Below are 22,255 nucleotides of genomic sequence, written 5' to 3' on the forward strand. Positions count from 1 at the left end.
AAGGTCGGGTCTATTTATTTGCAAGTTTCTCATGCCGACACCTCGTTCAGAAATATATTTGCAAAGTATATTTGCCCCTTCCCGGTTACCTTTGGCGTTCTGGTAATTCTCACGCTCCCATCAGGATTATTAATGGTTCGCTCTTTGATCTCAAACAGCCCCAGCTCCATGGCCCGTTGGGTAGGCATGTTTCTGCTGCTTCCGGACTTTATGAGATAGCCTCTGCGTCTCAGCCAATCAAACAACCTGTTCTGCCCCATCTGAATGCCGTTTTGACGTAATAATTTAGCTAGATCTCCTACAAGAATTGACGTATGTGACGCCGAAACACTCTCAGCAAAGATCACTTTTGGAGCATCTTCCCTCACCTTCGAAGCAAGTCGCAACCGTTGCTCACGTTCTTTTTTAAGGTCAGTCGCCAACCGGATAATCGTGTCAGGGTTGCATAAAACTTCTTCTATTTTTTGTGGAGTTAGGTAGGCGCTATGCTTGCGTATGGCGGGAAGAACTTCTTCTGTAACCCAGTCTTGAAACCTTACGGCCGAAGGAAGCTTTGAACGTAATACCAGGGAATAAAGACCTGGCTCAGATATAACCGAGGTAAGTTGATTTCGTCCCATGGCGTCGGGAATTGCGACAGCATCTCTATGTTTAATTCTGACGTGATTGTTTACAGCGTCCCTTGCATTGCTGTATCCCAACACATCACATACGTCCCTGGCAACCCACCACGGATTCCCCGCCTCATCAATGCGCACCCGCACATCTTGATTCTCGAACTCAAAGATCTGTAGCCCCTTCATCCACTCACCTCCTTACGGAGTATTGCGCAAGCTTCTGATATGGCTGCTCTTGCCCTGGCGTTCTCTTCGGTTCGTTGTAAAATTACCCCCTTAAGTTTTTGGCCTCGATAATTTAACAATCTAACGACGGCTTCATTGACTTCTAGCTTCATGCCTGACACACCTTCACCGCCTTGGCTTCGAGGTAAATCAGGTGGAGGATCTCCTTCCTGATTCTCCGTTTGCTTTCAAGGTCATTGAATCTCTTGTGGTTCCTGGAAGCATGGTCAACGTGAGCTCGTTGAAGCTCTATGGCATCGCTTAAATCTGTCAAATTTCTTTCTTTCGAAAGCCACACCACCTCAACCATTGCTATGCCTCTTCCACGAAAGCTGAAAGTTTTTGAACGTCTCTGATTGATATATCTTGATATCTTGCGCTGAGCCTTTTCCGCTCATCAGCCCCGCAAATGGCGCTGAGAAGACTGGATGCCTCCCTTTTCGCGAACCAGATTCCCTTGAAATAATATGGACCGCTGACTACTCCAGACTTAGCGAGCAGTTCAAAAAACTTTCTTGTTGAATGTTTAAGAAACATTTTCTTCTGCCCTCCCAAATTTTGTTTTCCATCTGTAACGCACCATGCGCCCTCCGCCATACAAAACATCAACGCGATCTTGTTCTTTCATACGTTGCAAGGTGGAACGCGCAACCCCGTAATACGCACAAAAGTCTTTTGCAGTAAGCCAGGTTGGTTCTATTTTTTCAGTTGGAGGCTCCGGCTGTAGTTTTGAAACAGCCGCGCTGACAGCCTTCTGCACTTCGACCTGTACAAGCTTTTTTATGTGCTCATCTATGCCCACGCCACAACCCCCTCCCTTCTCTTATCGCACACCATCTTGGCGATCGTAGGGGCCTCATGGCGAACTCGCGCTACTCCCCTTCCGCTCGGTATGCCGTCTCTCTATTGCAGGCCTGAAACGGTTCGGCCTCCGAATTGTCAAGGTGCCTACCTATATCAGTGTGCTGATGTCGCTCAAAAAACAAAAAGTGTTAAATATTTTCTGCCCGCTTTACTTTTATTCTTGAAAGAATCTCAATGTACTTCCCGAGAGCGCATATAGCGTTTATAAACTGAATACCTTTCTCTGAGTTTGCTTCTCCATTTGCTAAAAGGTCTTGAAATATTACTGTTACCTCTTCCGGGGTGTCACAGGTTTTATAAAGTATCTGAACTGCTTGGATTGCCTCCGCAAGATCATTTATTCGATGGAAGCTGAAGCCGCTGAGCTCTCTTTCCTGCGGAGGGGTGTAGGGTTTCCGTATAAAATGGAGTAAAGATATCCGGTCTCAAAACCAAGTGTTTGTTCAAGTGCAGCTATATTTTTAGCATCTGTAGGAGGATACTTTTCTTTTTCCCAATCACACACGGTAGTTCGTGTACACCCTACTTTTCTACTCAAACCCTCTTGAGTTAGCCCCATACGCAACCTAGATGTCTTTATTATTTCACCAAATCCCATATCCTCACCTCCTTTTGTTCTAGTCTGCTTGAATATTATATTAATTATCGTGAAAAGTCAAGTGTAGGCAACTAATATATTCAATATAACTTGTCTTGACTTAATTTAATTTTATAAGTAGCCTGTACTTGACATAAAGGAGGTGATCGGATGATCTCAGGAGAAGAAATACGCCGTCTACGTAAGGCAAAAGGATGGACACAACAGCAACTAGCAGATAACGTCGGAGTTGCGAAGACAACAATTGTAGATTGGGAGAAAGATCGCTATTTCCCTACTGGAGAAAATGTACATAAACTTTCCAGAAGCCTTGAGGTTTCCATAGCCTACCTTATGGGTGAAACAGATAATCCAATCCAAATAGGAAAAGACAACATTTTTAAAGACTACGACCTAATCCCTGTTGCTTTGATCTCTCCTGAGCAAACAGCTTGTTGTGGAGCTGGCATGATCGACATGGATACTACTTGCGAACCTGAAAAAATACTTGTTTTATCTAGGCGGGAAATAGGCGAATACGATCCTAATCGTCCCCCCTACGCAATTCACACGGATGGTGTTTCCATGGAAGGATTTGGAATTCCTAGCGGTTCAGTCGTTTTTATTAATCCACGGGAACATCTTGAGTCTTTTGATGTTTGCCTGATTTGTTACTATGGCCGATTAGCTATCAAGAAAGTTATTTTCAAACCCAATGGGAACTTTGAAATATTCTCTGATTCAGAAGACGACAATCGGGAAATTTCTAAAGAGGAGTTTGATAGCGGACTCTTTGAAATTAGAGGGAAGGTTATCGCAATTCATAGTACGCCGGGACATGGAAGGTTTTAAAACAGCAGCTCCAAGGAGAGGAATTTAAAGCATCATGACTTAATATTTTTATAAAAAACAAGGAGGATATTATGTCGGTTAATAGCGAGTATCTTGAAAACGAACTACGTAAGATAGGAGCTTGGGATGCTTTTAAAAATAAAAAGGAAATTAAAGCACTAGAAGAAATCCTTTCAGAAAATGAACCCCTTTGGGCAATATCAAAAGCAGCTTATGAAAATAATTTAGGTACTTTGGTCGTCTCACCACGTAGAATAATTTTCCTTCGCAAAACTATAACTTCCAAAATTATTACAAATGAGATTTTGATAGAAAAAATAGACTCTGTAGGCCCCGTGAAGGGGATGCTCACGGGCTCTATAGATATTTATATAAGCGGTAAGAAACAAAAAATAACTAACATAATAACGAATGCCACTAATATTAAAGACGCTATTGAGCATGCCATGAGGAAAGAAGAATACACTCCCCCACAACCTAAATCCGATATAGAAGTATCCATAAATACAGAACAGCCAAATATACCCCGACCTTCGCAAAACCAAAAGGAATCCCCCCAAAAATCGAAAAAGAAATGGTTAGTTGTTGCCATCATTGTTTTGTTTGCATTCACCGCTTTAGTTTCACTAATCCCTGATGCACCTAAAGAAAATTACGAGTTGCTGGCAATTAGTAATGCCGATATGCCTACTTACTCAAGACGTGCAGTAAAAATTACCGTTCCGCTTGGGCTTACGAAAGAGCAGCTAACGGAAGTTATGACGGATGTTGCCAAGAAGGTAAAGAAGGATGAAAAAGTTGATAGAGTGTGGGTGCACGCATATCATGACAAAACTGAAGATTATAGCGTTGTAACCGCCGCAACTATTGACATTGACGATAAAGGAAATGGAAGCGGTGAAGTTGAGTTTGCTCCTTTTTATTTTTCTGATCCGGAAAAGTACACCGTTAATAAGTTGCCGGAGAACAAGCGAAAAGAATATTATTCCAACAAAGTTCTGATAGAACGTATGTTTCTAGAGGACACACCCGGCAAGGAAGATAAAGCCATTGAAAGCCTACGAAAAGAATATGGTATTTCAGAAAAAGAAGAGGCGGATATACTCTTTGAGGCAAACATCATGGGCTGGAGAGGCCCCAATGAGGAGAAATACGCCAAGGACGGCTATTATATCCCCAAGGAAGAGGTCGGCAAGGAATGGTATCAGTGCGGCACACTTCACTCTTCATCTTCCGATGAATGGCTGGAAGCTTCTCACCAGAACAGGATAGCAACTTGCGCCGACTATCTTTTAAAGCTTTACGAAGACGACACGTTGAATATTAGCCTTCCTCCCAAGAAGAATATGCCATCTTTGCTCCATGAGGTAAAAAAATACGCTGAAGAAATGGCGGTGGCCATAGATGAAGTGTTCCGTTCCAGCGAAGAAAAACTCAGTGTTTCGGAAACGGCGGCATTGCTGATGGTTCAAGCCGGGTGGCTAGATTAAGGAGCAATTTCTGTAGATGCCGATAAACATCCTTTTGCCGTCTTTGTAGAGGGGGACTCTATGGAAGGCGCAGGAATTCCCGACAGAAGTACAGTCGTCGTGAATCCTGCAGAAGAAGTTTATGACGGTGATACGGCATTAGTGTGTTTTGGCCGCCAAAACGAATGGGCAATAAAGTGGGTGTATTTTAATAAGGCTGACGGTTCTGTTGAAATCCGTTCAGCAGCCCCTCAGTATAAGCCTATGGTTTTTACAAAAGAAGATATAGAGCTCGGGCTCTTTTGCATAGTAGGGAAGGTGACACGTTTAACAGCAGAACCAAGAAAGGGGATCTAATAGATTTTTAGCGAAAGGAGTTTTTATTAATGTCTAAAAAGAAAAAATGGTTATTCATTTTTCTAGGCTTAGTATTCCTTGCTATTTTCACTACTGCAATGTTGCCAGAAGAAAAGAACCAAGAAAGATCTAAACAAGAGCAAACTGTACCACTAGAAGTTGCTTCAGAGCTACCTAAAGCTCCTACACCTACCAGGGAACCTATAATAACTATCGACCCAGACCTTTTTAACTCTATGCTTACAGAAAGAGCACATAAGTTGCCATACTTCCCTAAAGGAACAATCGAAATCGAAGAAATAAAAAATGATGTTATTCGCATGTGGTTTTATTTTGACGAAATGCCAACATCTACCAATGTTATTGAGATAACGGGGAAAAGAATAGTAAAAACGGCAATAGATATTTTAATGGAAAATGAAATCGATCCTTGTGATCCATCTGTTTTTATACGAACAGTAGTAGCTAAAAAAGAAAAAGGCGTAACAGGCAAAAACCTTGTTCGTATCTTTGGGAAAGCACATTACGATAGACTTACTGATTCTATTAAATGGGAGATAAGGAAATAATTTAGAAACTTACAACACAAAAATATTACAAAGGGGCCTGATCATAATTCGAATTCGAATTCGTATTCGTTCTATCGTGACCAGTGTTCTTGCAGTAGTTTTTTTAAGTATCGCCAGTCAAGCAATGGCACTTTCAATAGGGACCTTCAATATCGAGTATTTCAACGTTTCGGGTAAAAATGCCTACTCGCCCTCCCACTGCTCCTCTCTCGCCAAAACCATAACTACATCTCAAGCGAATGTCTTAGCCCTTCAAGAGATTGAAGGGGATGCTACTATGCGGTTTTTTGTAACCAAATTTCTGCCTGGATGGAAATATGCAGGAAACGACACCGGAGGAAGACAAAACCTCTATTTTCTTTGGGACACCGCAACCATAAAGCTATTAGATGGGCCATCAGCCTATGGAGCAAATGCCTCTTTCCGTTTCGAAGGGAAAAGCTACAGGTTAAATGACCGGCCCCACCTTGTGGGCACATTTTTAGATAAAGAGGGAAACCGTCGGTTCACCCTGGTAAACGTTCATCTCAAAAGCCAGAGCATCAGGGGCAAAGATGATAAAGAGCGGGCAGAACGATACAACAAAGCGAAGCGTCAAGCCCAGATAGCTGGAATCAACAAACTTGTTACAACTCTAAAAGGCCCCGTATTCATCCTTGGAGACTACAATACCAACACCCCTTCCGGAACATCTTTCCCCTTATCAGGCCTTGGCGAAGGTCATTACAGCTACGACAATATGAATAGCAACCTTGATTACATCGGATTCACTAATGTGGGAAAAACTGCATCGTGGACCTTATATAAAGTAGAAACTGCTATTGCTTCACGCTCGACAAAAAGCACCCAGCACCCTGACCACGATATAGTCGTGCTTTCCCTTGATGGGCAAATGCCTTCTGTAGCTGTAGGGGGAATTATCGCACCCCAAGTGGTAAAACGACAGAAAGTACTCGCCTCAGACTCTGCTGGAAGCTACTCTATCGCTGAAGCCTCTCCTCTGTCAGGCAACACTATCGTTTACATCACGAAAACAGGCAAAAAATACCATACATCAGGATGTTCAAGTCTTAGAAAGAGTAAAATTCCGATTACCTTGGCTGAGGCGAAAGCGAAAGGCTATACACCATGTTCAAGGTGCCGCCCGCCAAGGTAATGAGTAAACGCATATATTATGAAAACATGTTATTAGGACAATATATATAATTTATTAAAAAATAAGTCTGTTTAAATTTCTAGAGCAGTTGAATCAACATACGAGCAGGAGTGATATCTATGGTTAAACAAATAGATATAAGAAAATATCGAAAAATGGAAGATCTGTCTCTTGTTTTCTCTCAAGGTATCAATATTCTTTCAGGAACAAATGGCACTTGCAAAACATCCTTACTGCATATAGTTAGCAACTCTTTCCAAGAGGTAAACAAGGGATGCCCCTGGGTTACTGATGCTTCTTGTCTAACAGCGATAAAAAAAGTTAACAAATTAATTAATCCTAAAATAGAAACATTAACTAAAGGTGATAAAACGTATAATGATCCTGCCAACCAAGTAAAAGGAACTTTATTTACTGTAGAATATTACGATCATCCCTCTTTAGAATTTAGAAAACACAACTCTAAAGCAAATAACAGGTATGCAATAAAACCCTACTATGGGAAAAATCGAGGTGATACTCTTCCCTTTTGCCCTGTCATCTACTTAGGGTTAGGACGCTTATTCCCATTCGGGGAGTTCCAGAATGATGAAGCAATTAGAGGAGTTAAAGGAGAACTTCCTTCTACTTATCAAGATGAAATAAAGACTTTTTATGAAGATTTTACTGGAATTTCTATAGAATCATCCTCCCCTCAACAAATGGGCGATTTCAAAACAAGAGCGGATTTTATAAGCGACGTAGAAGGAATTGATTCTAATACTATTTCGGCAGGAGAAGACAATCTTTTTATATTGCTTACTGCCATTATTTCACTGAAATATTATTATGAAGCTACAGCTCTTTCACATGAGGTAACCAGTATACTTTTAGTAGATGAGATCGACGCAACATTACACCCCTCTATTTTATATAAACTTTTAAAGCTCTTCGAAGACTACTCAAATAGATACAAGATACAAATTATATGTACTTCTCATAGTCTGTCCTTAATTGAGTTCGCCCTAGCAAGAAAATATAATGTTATTTATTTATTAGATAATATTGAAAGCGTTTTTAATATGGAAACGCCTGATATATACAAAATAAAGATGTACCTTCACAACATCTCTGAAAATGAAATATACTTAGGGAAGAAAATCCCTGTATTTACAGAAGACGAAGAAGCTAAAACATTCCTAAAGATTCTTTTTGAGTATTTAGCAGAAAACGAAGAAACTCAATCATTTGAAGCAATTAGAAATTACTTTCATTTAGTGGAAGCTTGCTTAGGAGCAAAGGATTTAAAGAACATATTTAATGATAACTATTTGCTTAAATCTACATTGCAATCGATCTGCATATTAGACGGAGATCAAAACGGTTCTGCTGGAATGAATCAAAATATAATCTGCTTGCCAGGGGAAAAATCACCTGAAAAAATGGCAATGACATATGCCATTCAACTCTATGAAAATAACGATTCCTTTTTTGCAGATAATGGAACCCCTGTAAACTTAGGCTACACTAGACTTTATTTTAGAGAGAACATTCTCCATGATATTGGCAATATTCAAACTACGATAAATGAACATAGAGCTGGAGGCAAAAGCATACATGGGGTAGAAAGAGCGTTAAACAAAAAAGTATTTTCGAGACATGAAACCTTTTTTAATTTAATTTTTAGACACTGGCTACATGATGATAATAACAGAGCCCAAATACTAACATTTTATGATAATTTAATCTCTATGTATAAGAAAACCGCACCTTTTCACGGATTAAATCCAAACAAAATAGAAAGAATTAATGCATTATCAAGAACAAGGTAGACACAAAACGACCAAACGTCCACGCTCTTTTCAAAGGAAATAAGTACTGGCCAAAATTTTACATTTCATATATGATGTTCGTGATTAATTTTTTAGGAAGGTGGTTACTTGGCCTTTTACACACCCCTTCGCTATCCTGGAGGGAAACGCAAACTTATTAAGTTCATGAAAAATCTTTTAGAGGTTAACAATCTCAAAGGATGCCACTATATCGAACCCTATGCCGGGGGTGCCGGACTTGCTCTCCAATTACTTTTTGAAGAGCACGCTTCTTGTATTCATATAAATGACCTAAACGCTTCAATATACAGTTTCTGGCATGCTGTCTTGAATAATACAGATAACTTTTGCCGCTTAGTACAAGACACTCCTATTACCATTGGAGAGTGGCATAGACAAAAGGCTATTCAATCTCATGCAGAAGATCTTTCTGGTTCTCTAGAGCTTGCTTTCTCAACGTTCTTTCTTAATCGAACAAACCGTTCAGGTATCATTAAGGGCGGTGTTATTGGAGGGAAAAATCAATCTGGGGAATGGAAGTTAAATGCACGCTTCCAAAAAAAGAATCTCATTAATCGCATCCAAAGAATTGCAAATCGAAGAGATCAAATAACCCTTTCCCGCATGGATGCGGTAGAGCTCCTTAAAACATTTAAACATAAGAAGGATTCTGAACCTTATTTTTTCTATTTAGACCCCCCATATTATGAAAAAGGTGCCGGACTTTACGACAATTTTTATCAGCCAGAAGATCATGCTATGTTGTCTAATTACATTCATAAACTAAAATACCCGTGGATTATATCTTATGACAACGTTCCTGAAGTTCGTAAGCTTTATAGCAACTATCGGGCAATTACATATTCCCTTAACTATACAGCGCAGATAAAAGAAGTTGGCCATGAATTTATGGCTTTTTCTAATGGGCTTACTCTACCTAATGACATTCGTCAAAAAGAATCTTCCTTTGGCTGCATGAGAAATGTTATAGCTGCAAACCATTGCAACTAGTTTTTATTTCAATTCCTCCACTACTTTTTTAGAATTTCAATTCGTTACTAAACTAAATGTAGCCATTTATTAATGATCTCTAGTTTAAATCTATTTTTTGTGAGATGGGCAAACTTCATGATTCGAATCCCACCAAAGAACTTGAAAAACATATCTATCTCTTACTCCTATTAAACGCGACTTCCCACCAATATGTAGAGAACAAATACCATCTATGTCATCTCGTTCGAGTTCTTCTAACCTTTTTACTGCTCTATTGCTAAGTGCATCTATTGAAATACTGTGGTCCCGATCATCCAATATTTCTGCCCATGTTTTTCTGTCCCATTCCTTCATGACTGACAATATTTTCGCCCATGTCTCAGGACGTAGACCGCAGAATTTGAAAGGTCCATCAAGATCCATTGTAGAAAACTGCCAGCATATTCTTTCAGAGGAGTAACTATAAGCTTTTGAGCGAACTTCTTTGGGGTAACGCGATACACTTTGAGTTTTAATCTTTTTTTCTTTTGCCATGATTTTATGTTACAGGCTACTATAATACTCTGCCATTGACTCTTTTGAGATAATTCTAGAGCCACGCTCTCTTTCTTCGAGCCCAAACCTTGCGTCCTTCCAGGGTCCTTCTTGGTGGGTCATATCGCTAAGTTCCTGAGCATTTTTCTTGTTATAAAAGTCACAGACGATATTAATAGTATCTTTTTCATTGTCTGTAAGATTGCCAGAACAACCAGACATCATGTCAACGTGAACCTTAAATATTCCTCTATGTTTTTCATATAATTCCCGCACAACAGGACCATTGGCCCAAGCTTCAATCTCTTCGTCAAAAAGAGGGTCATCGTCCCAAACAAGACTCCATGCTTGAGAATAATACACGAGCTTCTGCAGCTTCATAGCAGAAACCGCCCCGTATTTTTCTAAAATATACTTTGCAACATCAAAAACTGAAGCCATTAGGAATCCCCCCTTCCCTCTGTAAGAAAGACAAAATAAGCCCAAATAATACTCAAAATACAACTCAACTGATATAAACTCGCAAGATGTTTATGTGTATAGTTACATATTATCCCTATATTAAAGAAGAAGTCAAACCCTATTAGACCGCATTAGTCCCCAATGTACCCCCTTGGGCTCTCACTCAACTTAACTCTTCCAACCAGTCCCCCCACCACTGCATCATCTCGCGACGCTGATCCAAATACTCGGCGTGGTTGTACGCTGCCCGCACCGCATTCCGTTCTATATGGGCTAACTGGCGCTCAATTACATCAGATGGCCAGCCATTTTCATTTAAAATCGTACTGGCCATTCCCCTGAATCCATGCGGCGTTATATCTTCGTTTTCAAACCCCATTGTTCTGAGGGCAATTCTTACCGTATTTTCACTCATGCAACGCCCATCGTTGCGAGCGGAAGGGAATAACCACTTCTGGTGGCCTGTAAATTGCTTGAGGCTTTCTATAGTTTCAATGCACTGACTGCAAAGAGGAACAATGTGCGGACGTTTCATTTTCATCTTTTCCCCAGGGATTCTCCATTCGCTTTTATCCCAGTCTATTTCTGACCATTCCGCTGATCTTACCTCACCAGGGCGACAAAAGGTGTAAATTGAAAAGAAGAGCGCATGACGCACCACAATGCCACTGTACGCTTTCATACCTTGAATTAGGGCTCTTATACCTTCTTTGTCAGTTATCGTTGCATGGTGGCGTACTGGGGCCTGTTTTAGCGCACCAGTAAGAGCTGAGGTGAGATCATTTTCGGCTCGACCTGTTGCAATAGCGTAACGAAAGACCTGCCCAATTATTTGACGTACTCTGTGGGCCGTCTCAATTATTCCTGTTTCTTCGATGGATCGGCAAACGGAAAGTATTTTTGCAGAGGAAATATCCGATATGGAGAGATTACCCAAGGAAGGCCGTATAAATTTATTCAATCGCAACCGTATAACGCGGGCATACCCGGGAGCAAGCCGCCCATCAACCCTGTTTTCGAGCCATTCATCTATTACAGTGTTGAAAGAATCTTCTGAAGAGGGGGTAAAGGAGGTTCGTAACTCAATATTTCTTAGACGGGCCTCACGTGCTGAAGTATCAGGGAAACTGCCAAGAGATCTTCTTCTCTCTTTTCCATTCTCCCAAATGCGAGAAATCCAATATTTTTTCCCGCTTGGGCGGATTTCAAGAATCAGCCCATTGCCATCAGAGATAGTATAAATCTTCTCTCTCGGCTTTGCCTGCCTGCATTGAAGCTCTGTTAATGCCATTTTGGTCACCTCACCGTATAACAAAACTACGTTTTATACGGTTCATTATACGGTATTGATAAGAATAGATATAGGTTTATCGTATTATGAGAAGGTGCCAGAAACAAGAAGAACCCCGTATTTTACGGGGTTCTTCTTCTCTATGAATACTTGATACTAATAGTCTTGGTGGGCCTACCTGGACTCGAACCAGGAACCTTCCGGTTATGAGCCGGTGGCTCTAGCCACTTGAGCTATAGGCCCTAAAAGAACGCTGACCATTATACGCCCCTTCCCCCTCTAATTGCAACCCCTGCTTCGTCAAAATTACCCTTTAGCAATTAAAAAGGGGGATTCCAGCCAAAGAGAATCTATTCCTCTACTGTTATGCAGGCTACTGGACAGCTATCTGCTGCATCCTTAGCACATTCTGCACCTTCCGGCTTCATTACCTTTGCAACCCCGGCATCTTCATCTAAAGAAAACACCTCGGGGCAAATCTGAGCGCACACACCGCAACCGATGCACTCATTTTGATCGAGACTTACACGCATGAAGACCGGTCACCTCCTCCTGAAGCAGGATTTTATATCAGGTCGATGCATGAGTCAAACTTTGTCCTCAAACTTATTTTCAAAAAGCCACTTCCGGAGTAGACTTACCCATACTTTTCAGGCTGAATAAAGCTGTATAGTCAGACACAGCCTTTATCTCTGGTTCCGCAGAAGCAAGGAAAACTCCTATGCCGCATACTTCTGCGCCAAATTCTTTGGCAACAAGCAGCATCCCCGCCGCTGTGCTTCCGCCCCTCATAAAATCGTCAACTATCAAGACTCTGCTGCCACGTTCCAGTTGCTTTGTTCCCATATACATTGCTCTCACTTCCCCTGTTTTTGTCGGGAAATGAACGGCTACGGCAGAACCATCACTGGGACGGTTGCGGAACCGGCAAACTGCAAGGGGAACGCCGAGAGCATGGGCAGTAAAGAGCCCCAGAGGAATTCCCTTAACTTCAGTTGTCATAACGATATCAGGTTTCGTTGCCTGGAAATACGTCGCCATAATAAGCCCAAGACGTGACGCATAATAGGGATTAAACAGAATATCGCTGTAATAAATAAGCCCGCCGGGTAAAATTCGATCCTCTTGGGAAAGCAGGTCTTTGATCTCCAAAAAAAGCTGGCCTTTTACATTTTCAGACATAGAGGGGATAAATGAAGCTCCGCCTGTACGGCCTCTGTCTACCTGTATGCCCCCAAGACCTTCCTGGGTCAGCGCCGAATCAATCAGTACCACGTCATCACTTATAACAGTTTTTGAAACGCCAAAATCGTTCGAAAGAGCTGTGAGTGAAATTTGCCGAGACGGCGTTGTCAAAAAACGGCATACAGTCCTGATGAGACGTTCCGTTCTCTGTCCTTTCAACGATCATCACTCCAAAATAAGATTTGTTGGATCCATTCCATCTTTTCAAATTGTGAGAGCTTAACCGGTTTACCATTTGCCGGGAACAAGGCGAAAACACTGCTTCCGCTGCCAGACAACCCATAGCCCAATGCATTGGAACTCTCACATTCATTAAAAAAAGCTTCATATTCAGGATGTTGTTCCGCCAGCCAAGGATAAAAATCATTGGGTAGAAACCCTACATTTTCTCCCCTCAGAAGACTTTGGTAGATTTTTTCCACCTCTGCCAGGCCAGTCCACTCATTACAGGGGAAACTGCCCCCCTTATCCACTCCGTAAAAGGCATCTACACCTGCGTAGGCAAGGGACGTAGACACCCCCCACCCAGGGATGGCGACAACTATCTGCATGGGCGGCAACGGCCCTCTGCAAGCTGATTTTTCTCCTTTTCCCACAACAAGGGAAAGGAAAGATCTGCTGTAAAGGAAGGAAACATCTGAACCGATCTTTTCAAGAATATCGGAAGTCACTTCGCTTCCTTCGAAAAGCCGAGCCCATCGCAAGAAAGAAGCCGCATTGCCGCTTCCAGCCCCCAACCCTGTTCCAGGCGGGATCTGCTTAGCGAGGGCAACATGTAAACCAGGAAGACTCCATCCTTTACTTTCAAGACACTCTATTGTCTTTTCTACAATATTTTTCCCATCTATGACGATATGGCCAGTTGTGGCAATTTCCCTGACATTATTATCTTTATATGTAGAAATTGTCAATGACTCCATCGCCGGTAAACGTAAAAACAGGGAGACCAGGTTATGATAGCCATCTCCCCTTTTTTCTGTAATTCTCAAGGTGAGGTTTAATTTCCCATCAGAAGAAAGGGTATATTGCATATTATCGACCTCCATATCCCACAGCAGGCAAAAAAATACCCCGGCGTGTTGAACGCCAGGGTTTTGTTGCATTACAAGGTTTATTATGTATTGTTACCGGACATAGGCTCTAATTCTACTTCTTTTGTTAGTAGTTCCGCATAACTGAACGAAACCTTACTGTCTTGAGACTCCACATAGAGGGTAAATAGATTCGGATAAACCTCAAGAACAACTCCCTGTTTCTCTTCAATTTTGCGACGTCCTTTGGATGTCCGGTACTTCACGCGCATTCCCTTGTACAATGCTACTTGCTCACGAATTGAGGCAAGATTTCCAGCCATCCAGGGTCACCTCTATTATAAATAAGTTTCACGAATTATAACACAAAAATGCAAAAAACACAAACAATATGGCTGGAGTCTTGCAATTTTGTTACCTTATTTTTGACTTTTTTGTTCCAGTTTATGAAGAAGCAAGACTCGTTTCTCCCCCACTCGACGAGTATACCCCCTGGCATCCAAATACTCGAGAAGGGGAAGAACGAATTTTCTGCTGCTTCCAGTTATATCACGAACTGCAGCGATAGTGATGTCATCTTTGATCTCTTTAACAATTGTAATAAACTTCTCCTCTACATCTTTCGCCAAAACAAACTTTCCGCCAATAACGAAGGCCTCCCCCCGTTCCCGTAAATCCTTCAAGAAAAGAGAGAATTCCTTTTCTCCCATGGAAAGACCATGCTGCAGCTCATCTATAAGGGGCAGCTGAAATTCAAGGTTCCCGCAAAAAATCTTGAACTCGTCAAGCTTTTTAAAGAAAGCGCTGTCGTCCTGAGGAACAAAATCAGGCAAGCGCATCATGTTGCTATCAATAACAAAAATATTTTTCTGCGCCATGAAGTCGATCAACAAACGAGCCGTTTTTCTCTCTATACTTTTAAGGGGGCCAGTAAGTATATCGTCGATCATTGCGCCAGCCTGGTGAGGGCGTTCTTCGTGAAATGCTTTCAAGAAGGCAGCAATATCATGCTGGTAGTGGGCGAAGGTATCCTGAGACATATAGCAATCCACCCCCGAGGCCAGCAGAACTATCTTGTTATCCTTTTGCAGCTGACGAGCCATTTCGTCCACATCAGCGGGAAGTTCCTGCAAATCCACAAGGATATTTTCTCTGGAAATGCTTCCATGGAAACGCACCAGAATTTCCATTCTTTCTTTTGGCCCCTTTGCGTCACGCAACTCTTCAAGACACTGTTTATAAGCACCTTTAGCCCCTTTCCCCTTGGGTTTTTTACCGTAAGCAAAGAGGATTCTTCCGCCGCCGATGGTTACCAGCGGACTGTAGAAACGAATGACAAATCGCTGATCTATGGTGGCCACAACGCCTTCTTCCATAACCAATTGAGCAACAGCTGATTCCCCAGGTAAAAGAGACGTTTTATCAAAAAGTGAAACCCGGGCAATCACATCAGCCGTCCCAACATGAAGGCGTACCCGCTGCCAATGCTTTAAGGGTTCCGAAAAGGAGGTGAGAAGAGAAAGTTCAACATCGAAACATCTGGTCTCTCTGTAAACATCACGGGCACAAACTACATCTCCACGAATCAGCTCATCTAAAGAAACGCCCGACAGACTCATGGCTACACGCTGGCCAGCCCAGGCAACATCCACAGTATGACTGTGCACCTGTACACTTCGAACCCGTACATCCTGATCTGCGGGAAGAATTGAAACTTCCATCCCGGGCCCTACTTGCCCCTTATAGGCCGTACCGGTAACGACCGTTCCAAAGCCTGAAATGGGAAAGGCCCTGTCTATGGGCATAAAAAAAGGTCCCCGCCTTGTACGAGGCTGAACCCTATCTATTAATTTAGCTAATTCCTCCATAAGAAGGGGAATATTTTTATTTGTCACTGATGAAACGGGGACTACCACCTTCCCCTCAAGAAAAGTACCTTGCACAAAATCAGTAACGTCGGCAATAGCAAGCTCCAAAAGCTCTTCATCAACCAGATCAGCCTTAGAAATGACAATGACTCCGTCATGCACTCCAAGAAGATTGAGAATGGCCAAATGCTCTCGTGTCTGGGGCATAACTCCCTCATCTGCAGCCACAACAAGCATAACGGCATCAATGCCTGACGCGCCGGCCACCATTTGACGAATAAACTTCTCATGTCCTGGCACATCTACTATGCTCACAACGCGGCCATCATGAAGCTTAAGAGGGGCAAAGCCCAATTCTATGGTTATGCCTCTCTTTTTCTCTTCGTTCAGCCTATCACAACTTACCCCCGTCAGCGCCTTTACCAGAGTAGTCTTTCCGTGATCGATATGGCCGGCTGTCCCTAGAACGAGAGATATTTCCTTCTCATTCACCTTTCTTCACCTCCAGCAGCCACGCCAGCCCCTGAAGAATCCGCTCATCATCTTTGTCCATCAGAGTCCTCACATGAAAGATCAGAGAGTCTTCACTGGCTCCCGCAACTATAGGCATCTCTGCCTGACGCAACAGGGTCTGAAGAGTGCCGGCACTTCCAATGTGTTGAATTTTCAATGCCACCCCATATCCTTTAAGCCTGGTTACCGGGAAGGCCCCCCCGCCAACAGCATCGTTTACTTCGACCACGGCTGGCTCCAGATGGGGAAAGGTTTTTTTGATCTTACGGCGTAGAGCCTGGGCTTTTTTCCTGAGATCTTCCACCTTTAATGTAAGCATGCTCAATGTGGGAATTTCATTCCATCGCCCCTGCAAATACATTCGAAGAACTTTTTCAAAGGCGGCCAGCGTCATCTTGTCTACACGCAACGCACGCAAAAGAGGATAGGTGCGAAGTCTGTCAATGAGGCTTTTTTTGCCCACAACCGCTCCTATTTGGGGACCTCCCAGCATCTTGTCTCCTGAAAAGGTGACGAGATCCACTCCCGCCATAATACAATCCTTTACAGTGGGTTCTCCGCAAAGTCCCCACGGAGAAAGGTCTATAAGAACCCCGCTTCCCAAATCCTCCATAAAGATTACGTTTTTTTCCTGGGCCAAATGGCTCAGTTCTTCCCGAGGCACAGAGGAAGTGAACCCCTCGATTCTGAAGTTTGAAGGGTGCACCTTCAGTACCATGGATGTTTCATCTGTAAATGCCTGCCCATAGTCTTTCAGATGGGTACGGTTTGTAGCGCCAACTTCTACTAACCTAGCCCCTGAAAAGGCCATAATATCCGGGATTCTGAAGGAACCACCTATCTCCACCAGTTCTCCCCGTGAAACAATAACTTCTTTTTCCCTTGCCAGAGCCGCCAGGCATAAAAGGACAGCTCCCGCATTATTATTCACAACAACAGCAGCTTCTGCGCCTGTAAACTGACAAAGGAGCCATTCTACATGGGCGTTACGCTGCCCTCTTTTGCCTTCTTTTAGATCAAACTCAAGGGTGTTATAGCGCGCCGCAACCTGACAAACTGCTTCCACGGCCTCAATAGGCAGGCAGGAGCGTCCCAGATTAGTGTGCACAACCACCCCAGTGGCGTTCACTATAGGCTGTAAACTGAGAGCAACTCGCCCTTTCAAAACAGCAATTGCTCTTTGATTAATTCCGTCTATGGATGTTTCTACTGCTTCGTCATGGAGAACGGCTTTTCGCGTTTCCGCCAAAATAGAAGAAAACACATTTTTAACCATTTCTCGCCCCAGCTGCTCCTCGTAAAAAAGAACCCATGGCTCACTCAGCAACTCGTCCATTGCGGGAAGATTTTTTAAAATTTTGTTCTTATTTGATTCCACCGCAGCTCCCTGCCTTCCTAATGGCATCGTCTATGCCTTTCATCTATAAACTAGAAAAAAACAAGAGAATGGGATACATTATAATTATTATTCCTAAAAACTGTATCGCTCTCTATATAGGCACTATTCTAACCGATAATGAAGATTAACCGCGCAAGGAGGCAAACATAAATTCATAAAGCTTCCCTTGCCGCAGCCCATATAACAAGAATGGAGGAAACAACAATGACAAAGAAAATTGATGCCCGAGGAAAAGCATGCCCCCAGCCGGTCATGATGACTAAGGAGGCCGTAGAAAAAGGAGAAAGGGACCTTGTTATTTATCTTGACAACCCTGTAGCCGCATCGAATGTACAGCGTTTTCTTTCAAAACAGGGATTTTCCATGTCCCTCCGGGATGAAGAAGGCCACATAATTATAGAAGCCAAGGCACAGGGGAACCTTTCTCCTGTTCCTACCCTAGTACAAGCCCAGGACAACAAAACAGCGATTTTGATCACCCGAATCATTCTGGGCGGAAAAGACGCAGAGCTTGGAGAAGTTCTCATCAAAGGCTTTTTAGGAACTCTTGCCCAGCTCGAAGTTCCACCTGCATCCATAGCCCTTATGAACGAAGGCGTTAAGCTTGCCAACAAAGGAACACCCACATGCGAGCACCTTCAAGAAATAGCAGCAAAGGGAACGACAGTGCTCGTGTGCGGCACATGTACCAATCATTTTGGAATAACGGATAACGTTGGCGTAGGCACTATTTCAAACATGTTTGAAATCACTGACACTCTGCTTAAAGCCGCAAAAGTAATATCCTTTTAGAGTTGCCTGATCATCCAGCATTGCTTTAGAGCCGTAACGGAAGAGAGCTGAACACCATGTTTAAAAGAAGGGACGCGGCCTCTTCCGTATTTTTTTCTGGAGTGAGAGCTTCAAATAAATCTTTGTACTTCTCGACCTCCGGAACATAAACGATCTCGAAATCTTCACCAGTCTCGTCTCTGCTCGTATGAGGGGCTGTTTCATCAAAAATAACCAGCCAGCCGGGAAAGGTTATGCCCATAACCGCCCAATCCATTTCGGGAACTTCTGTCAATGGGCCCAACACTGTGGATGATTTATGGACAAGCTCGTCGTTCTCCAGCCATACTCCTAGTTTTTCCGCTTCATTCCCCACCAATAGAACGAGGAGTCCACTTTGATCATCCGCCGCATAAACTCTCAACATGTTTTTTATGCAATACACATAGGATGATGACACCTCAGATACGTAATCGAGATAGTTCCTGAGATCTTTCTCCACTTCCAACTCATAGCCTTTGGGCGGCCTGGTTTTTTCTGCATAAAACCGGGGGATCTCAAATAAGAGATGTTGAAATAAGTCTTCGTTAGCGTTAGAAAATTTCAGCAACCAATACACTGTCCTCTTCCTTCCTTCCTAAACTTATTGTATTTTTGGAGCTAGATAATGAGCGACCATATAGCGTTGGCCACTCTCATACCCTTTCTGGAGAGAGCCAGAGACGTCCCGTTCATGAGAAGGCAATCTTCTGGCACATTTTGCAGATCACTGAGGATGCTATTAAAGAGTTTATCCCCAAACCGCTGTGTAAAAAGAGAGATATCAATACCCTGAGAAGTTCGCAAAGCTAGTACAGCAAATTCTCTACCCCTTTTTTCTAAGTCGAGGCACTCTTTCCCCTCTACTGCAGATTTATCTTGAGATATCCTGTCCACGTACTCAGCTAGGGTTCTTACATTCCAGAAACGGACCCCATCATTATAGCCCCACGCCGAAGGGCCGAGGGGCAATACGTTCTTTTGGAACCAGTACGCTTGATTGTGACGACACTCACAGCCAGGTTTGGCAAAGCTCGCAATCTCATATTGAGAAAAGCCTTTTTCTTCCAGATACCACTGAGACCATCGATAATGACCATATCCATTCTGCAGACCGGAAGGAGGCATTTTCCCCCAGACAGAGCCCTCTTCTATAGAAAGCTGGTAGATCGAAAGGTGCGATACTCCTGAATGGACCAGACCAGAAAGGGAGTGATGCCATTTTTTAAGAGACTGGCCTGCAAGTCCGAACATGAGGTCGCCGCTTACATTAAAACCATATTTCAAAAGCTGATCAACAGCCCATAGAGCCCGTGTTGCGGTATGATGCCTTTTTAGCCATAGAAGTTCATCGTCCCATAGACTTTGTATCCCTAGACTAACCCTTGTTACACCCCAATCCTTCCACAAAGCCATATGCTCCACTGAGAGAGATTCAGGATTGGCCTCGATTGAAATTTCTGTATCCAAACAACGTTCAAGGTGGGTCACAAGGGATTCTATAAGTCTCTGCCACTGCAATACCGAAAGGCACGTGGGAGTGCCCCCCCCTACATATAAAGTATGGATAAGGGGCTTTTCGCCATATTGGCGATCCCACCACCGCAACTCCTTCTCTATAGATCGAACATAAGCATCTTTTTCATCGTCTGTCCCTCTCTGGCTATAAAAAGCACAATAGGGACATTTTACAGAACAAAAAGGAACATGAAGATAAACAGAAAGGGGGTCTATTGTTCATCCTCCTCATCAACCTTGAGAAAAGCAAGGAACGCTTCCTGAGGAATTGAAACCTTCCCCAACTGCTTCATTCGTTTTTTTCCTTCCTTCTGTTTTTCAAGCAGTTTTCTCTTTCGAGAAATATCTCCGCCATAACATTTAGCCAAAACATCTTTACGAAGGGCTTTAACATTCTGCCGAACGATAACTCTTCGTCCTACAGACGCCTGGATCGGCACCTCAAAAAGCTGTCGTGGAATAAGCTCTTTCAGTTTTCTTACCACTGCCTGTCCCCGATGAAATGCCGCATCTTTGTGACAAATAAATGAAAAGGCATCGGCTGCTTCTCCGCTGATAAGCACGTCTACGCGCACCAGGTCTGCCGCACTATACCCGCGATAGTCGTAATCGAGTGATGCAAAACCCCGAGTTTGTGATTTTAGTTTATCATGAAAATCAAGTATAAATTCGGCTAAGGGCAAATCATAGACTAAACGAACCCTCTCCGGGGAAAGATAATCCATGGATACGTAGTTTCCACGCTTATCCTGGCAAAGCTGCATAGCTTTCCCTACAAACTCTGAGGGCAAAAAGGTTGTAAGGCGAATAATGGGCTCGCGCACCTCTTCAATTTCTGATATGTCGGGAAAATCCGAAGGTCGGTGGGCCTCTATAATATCTCCCTCTTTTGTAGTTATTTCATATAGAACGTTAGGAGCGGTAGCCACAAGATCTACGCCAAATTCTCTGTGCAGACGCTCTTTCGCCACGTCCATGTGCAATAGTCCCAGAAAGCCGCATCTGAAGCCAAATCCAAGGGCCTCGGAAGATTCTGGCTCGAAGGTAATGGATGAGTCGTTTAGGGTCAGTTTTTCAAGGGCATCACGAAGCTGAGGATAATCATCTCTCTCCACAGGGTAAAATCCGCAGAAAACAACTGGCTTTACCTTCTTGTACCCTGGCAATTGTTTGACCGCTGGTTTCTCATAATCAGTAATAGTATCTCCCACATGGGCCTCAGCTACTGTTTTGATATTGGCTATGACATACCCCACTTCCCCGGCTGAAAGGGTTTCCACAGGTTCGAAAAGAGGTCTGAAAACTCCCACTTCCTCTATTTGATAAGACGAGCCCGTCACCATGAAACGAACATTCTGACCAGCCGTAATGGTGCCATTTACAACCCTGACATAACAGATAACACCACGATAATTGTTATAAACGGAGTCGAAGATCAACGCCTGAAGGGGGGCTTCCGTATCTCCTTCTGGTGCCGGAACCTGGGCTACAATCCGTTCAAGAATATCCTGTATGCCTATTCCTTCCTTGGCGCTTGCTAAAATAGCGCCATCAGCGTCTATACCGACAACTTCCTCTATTTCTTTTTGAACCGATTCCGGGTGGGCTGATGGAAGGTCAATTTTGTTGATGACCGGTATTATTTCAAGCCCCTGGTCTACCGCCATATAGGCATTGGCCACCGTCTGGGCTTCCACGCCCTGGGATGCATCAACCACAAGCAGAGCCCCTTCACAGGACGCAATAGACCTGGACACTTCGTAGGTAAAATCCACGTGTCCTGGGGTGTCGATCAGATTCAGTATGTATTCGTTGCCGTCCTTACTCTTATAACTCATTCTCACCGGCACAAGTTTGATGGTTATTCCCCGTTCTCGCTCCAGATCAAGGGAATCAAGAAGCTGAGCCTTCATTTTTCTAATTTCCACCGTCCCTGTATATTCAATAAGACGGTCGGCCAGCGTTGACTTCCCATGGTCAATATGGGCGATAATACAAAAGTTGCGTATTCTAGAAAGACTCATATTTAAACTATTCCCTCCGCTTCTCCTCTTTCGAAGGCAGTTGTCTCTTCATTTTTAACAAAATTCCGAA

26 protein-coding genes and 1 tRNA gene are annotated in these 22,255 nt (G+C 43.2%); 8 read left to right on the top strand and 19 right to left on the bottom strand.

Going from position 1 to position 22,255, the window contains the following annotated elements:
* Nucleotides 1–29: 29 nt before the first annotated feature.
* From AMICO_RS05785 to AMICO_RS05805, 6 genes are all read right to left on the bottom strand, one after another.
* Nucleotides 30–803, bottom strand: a complete 774-nt coding sequence (locus AMICO_RS05785) for a phage antirepressor (protein ID WP_013048522.1) — start codon at nt 801–803, stop codon at nt 30–32.
* Nucleotides 800–955, bottom strand: a complete 156-nt coding sequence (locus tag AMICO_RS10175) for a hypothetical protein (RefSeq protein ID WP_169302810.1) — start codon at nt 953–955, stop codon at nt 800–802. Before AMICO_RS10175 ends, AMICO_RS05785 begins: the two co-directional genes overlap by 4 nt.
* A complete protein-coding gene (locus AMICO_RS05790; protein WP_013048524.1) occupies nt 952–1,152 on the bottom strand; it encodes a hypothetical protein in 201 nt (66 codons plus the stop codon). The genes AMICO_RS10175 and AMICO_RS05790 overlap by 4 nt, the downstream gene beginning before the upstream one ends.
* 2 nt (nt 1,153–1,154) lie before the next feature.
* Nucleotides 1,155–1,379: a hypothetical protein gene (locus tag AMICO_RS05795; RefSeq protein WP_013048525.1), complete on the bottom strand. Its 225-nt coding sequence runs from the start codon at nt 1,377–1,379 to the stop codon at nt 1,155–1,157.
* Nucleotides 1,369–1,644 carry a hypothetical protein gene (locus AMICO_RS05800; RefSeq protein ID WP_013048526.1) on the bottom strand — a complete coding sequence of 92 codons (276 nt, stop codon included), beginning with the start codon at nt 1,642–1,644 and terminating at the stop codon, nt 1,369–1,371. Before AMICO_RS05800 ends, AMICO_RS05795 begins: the two co-directional genes overlap by 11 nt.
* A 399-nt stretch (nt 1,645–2,043) precedes the next feature.
* The gene (locus AMICO_RS05805; RefSeq protein WP_013048527.1) at nt 2,044–2,304 is read right to left on the bottom strand and encodes a helix-turn-helix domain-containing protein; all 261 of its coding nucleotides are present in this window, start codon (nt 2,302–2,304) and stop codon (nt 2,044–2,046) included.
* Between the two features lie 150 nt (nt 2,305–2,454).
* Between AMICO_RS05805 and AMICO_RS10180 the strand changes: the two genes are divergently transcribed.
* The 7 genes from AMICO_RS10180 to AMICO_RS05840 all read left to right on the top strand — a co-directional run bounded on the left by AMICO_RS10180 (nt 2,455) and on the right by AMICO_RS05840 (nt 9,508).
* Complete coding sequence (locus AMICO_RS10180; protein WP_013048528.1) at nt 2,455–3,135, top strand: XRE family transcriptional regulator; 681 nt, start codon at nt 2,455–2,457, stop codon at nt 3,133–3,135.
* 71 nt (nt 3,136–3,206) lie between these two features.
* Complete coding sequence (locus tag AMICO_RS05815; RefSeq protein ID WP_013048529.1) at nt 3,207–4,625, top strand: PH domain-containing protein; 1,419 nt, start codon at nt 3,207–3,209, stop codon at nt 4,623–4,625.
* Nucleotides 4,626–4,631: 6 nt separating this feature from the next.
* Entirely contained in the window at nt 4,632–4,961 is a 330-nt protein-coding gene (locus AMICO_RS05820) for a LexA family protein (RefSeq protein WP_274531983.1), read from the top strand.
* A 29-nt stretch (nt 4,962–4,990) separates the two neighbouring features.
* On the top strand, nt 4,991–5,530 hold the full coding sequence (locus AMICO_RS05825; protein WP_013048531.1) for a hypothetical protein: 540 nt from the start codon (nt 4,991–4,993) through the stop codon (nt 5,528–5,530).
* Nucleotides 5,531–5,606: 76 nt separating this feature from the next.
* Nucleotides 5,607–6,686 carry an endonuclease/exonuclease/phosphatase family protein gene (locus AMICO_RS05830; RefSeq protein ID WP_013048532.1) on the top strand — a complete coding sequence of 360 codons (1,080 nt, stop codon included), beginning with the start codon at nt 5,607–5,609 and terminating at the stop codon, nt 6,684–6,686.
* Between the two features lie 119 nt (nt 6,687–6,805).
* Nucleotides 6,806–8,497, top strand: coding sequence for an ATP-dependent nuclease (locus tag AMICO_RS05835; RefSeq protein WP_013048533.1), 1,692 nt, complete (start codon nt 6,806–6,808; stop codon nt 8,495–8,497).
* Between the two features lie 108 nt (nt 8,498–8,605).
* Nucleotides 8,606–9,508 (top strand): DNA adenine methylase, encoded by a 903-nt coding sequence (locus AMICO_RS05840; protein ID WP_013048534.1) that lies wholly within the window; start codon nt 8,606–8,608, stop codon nt 9,506–9,508.
* A 90-nt stretch (nt 9,509–9,598) separates the two neighbouring features.
* On the opposite strand, the gene AMICO_RS05845 is transcribed toward AMICO_RS05840, so the two are convergent.
* From AMICO_RS05845 to selA, 10 genes are all read right to left on the bottom strand, one after another.
* Entirely contained in the window at nt 9,599–10,024 is a 426-nt protein-coding gene (locus AMICO_RS05845; protein WP_013048535.1) for a hypothetical protein, read from the bottom strand.
* A gap of 9 nt (nt 10,025–10,033) precedes the next feature.
* Entirely contained in the window at nt 10,034–10,465 is a 432-nt protein-coding gene (locus tag AMICO_RS05850) for a Panacea domain-containing protein (RefSeq protein ID WP_013048536.1), read from the bottom strand.
* A 184-nt stretch (nt 10,466–10,649) separates the two neighbouring features.
* Nucleotides 10,650–11,777, bottom strand: a complete 1,128-nt coding sequence (locus tag AMICO_RS05855; RefSeq protein ID WP_013048537.1) for a tyrosine-type recombinase/integrase — start codon at nt 11,775–11,777, stop codon at nt 10,650–10,652.
* A 166-nt stretch (nt 11,778–11,943) separates the two neighbouring features.
* Nucleotides 11,944–12,020, bottom strand: a tRNA-Ile gene (locus AMICO_RS05860).
* 107 nt (nt 12,021–12,127) lie between these two features.
* Nucleotides 12,128–12,310 (bottom strand): ferredoxin, encoded by a 183-nt coding sequence (locus tag AMICO_RS05865; protein ID WP_013048538.1) that lies wholly within the window; start codon nt 12,308–12,310, stop codon nt 12,128–12,130.
* Between the two features lie 79 nt (nt 12,311–12,389).
* Nucleotides 12,390–13,181, bottom strand: coding sequence for a phosphoribosyltransferase family protein (locus AMICO_RS05870; RefSeq protein ID WP_013048539.1), 792 nt, complete (start codon nt 13,179–13,181; stop codon nt 12,390–12,392).
* On the bottom strand, nt 13,178–14,053 hold the full coding sequence (locus AMICO_RS05875) for a 4-(cytidine 5'-diphospho)-2-C-methyl-D-erythritol kinase (protein ID WP_013048540.1): 876 nt from the start codon (nt 14,051–14,053) through the stop codon (nt 13,178–13,180). The genes AMICO_RS05870 and AMICO_RS05875 overlap by 4 nt, the downstream gene beginning before the upstream one ends.
* Before the next feature lie 83 nt (nt 14,054–14,136).
* Nucleotides 14,137–14,376: a Veg family protein gene (locus AMICO_RS05880; protein WP_013048541.1), complete on the bottom strand. Its 240-nt coding sequence runs from the start codon at nt 14,374–14,376 to the stop codon at nt 14,137–14,139.
* Between the two features lie 96 nt (nt 14,377–14,472).
* Nucleotides 14,473–16,413, bottom strand: a complete 1,941-nt coding sequence (gene selB / locus AMICO_RS05885) for a selenocysteine-specific translation elongation factor (protein ID WP_013048542.1) — start codon at nt 16,411–16,413, stop codon at nt 14,473–14,475.
* Nucleotides 16,406–17,839 (bottom strand): L-seryl-tRNA(Sec) selenium transferase, encoded by a 1,434-nt coding sequence (gene selA, locus AMICO_RS05890; protein ID WP_052292810.1) that lies wholly within the window; start codon nt 17,837–17,839, stop codon nt 16,406–16,408. The genes selB and selA overlap by 8 nt, the downstream gene beginning before the upstream one ends.
* A 198-nt stretch (nt 17,840–18,037) precedes the next feature.
* On the opposite strand from selA, the gene yedF reads away from it, so the two are divergent.
* Nucleotides 18,038–18,625 carry a sulfurtransferase-like selenium metabolism protein YedF gene (gene yedF, locus AMICO_RS05895; RefSeq protein WP_013048544.1) on the top strand — a complete coding sequence of 196 codons (588 nt, stop codon included), beginning with the start codon at nt 18,038–18,040 and terminating at the stop codon, nt 18,623–18,625.
* A 25-nt stretch (nt 18,626–18,650) separates the two neighbouring features.
* On the opposite strand, the gene AMICO_RS05900 is transcribed toward yedF, so the two are convergent.
* Genes AMICO_RS05900 through lepA form a run of 3 tightly spaced genes read right to left on the bottom strand, consistent with a single transcriptional unit; the run spans nt 18,651 to nt 22,185 of the window.
* On the bottom strand, nt 18,651–19,223 hold the full coding sequence (locus AMICO_RS05900; protein ID WP_013048545.1) for a hypothetical protein: 573 nt from the start codon (nt 19,221–19,223) through the stop codon (nt 18,651–18,653).
* 41 nt (nt 19,224–19,264) lie between these two features.
* Complete coding sequence (gene hemW / locus AMICO_RS05905) at nt 19,265–20,377, bottom strand: radical SAM family heme chaperone HemW (protein ID WP_013048546.1); 1,113 nt, start codon at nt 20,375–20,377, stop codon at nt 19,265–19,267.
* Nucleotides 20,374–22,185, bottom strand: coding sequence for a translation elongation factor 4 (lepA, locus tag AMICO_RS05910; protein WP_013048547.1), 1,812 nt, complete (start codon nt 22,183–22,185; stop codon nt 20,374–20,376). The genes hemW and lepA overlap by 4 nt, the downstream gene beginning before the upstream one ends.
* Nucleotides 22,186–22,255 lie beyond the last annotated feature (70 nt).

Origin of the sequence: Aminobacterium colombiense DSM 12261, assembly GCF_000025885.1 — a bacterium.
GTDB classification, from domain to species: Bacteria; Synergistota; Synergistia; order Synergistales; family Aminobacteriaceae; genus Aminobacterium; species Aminobacterium colombiense.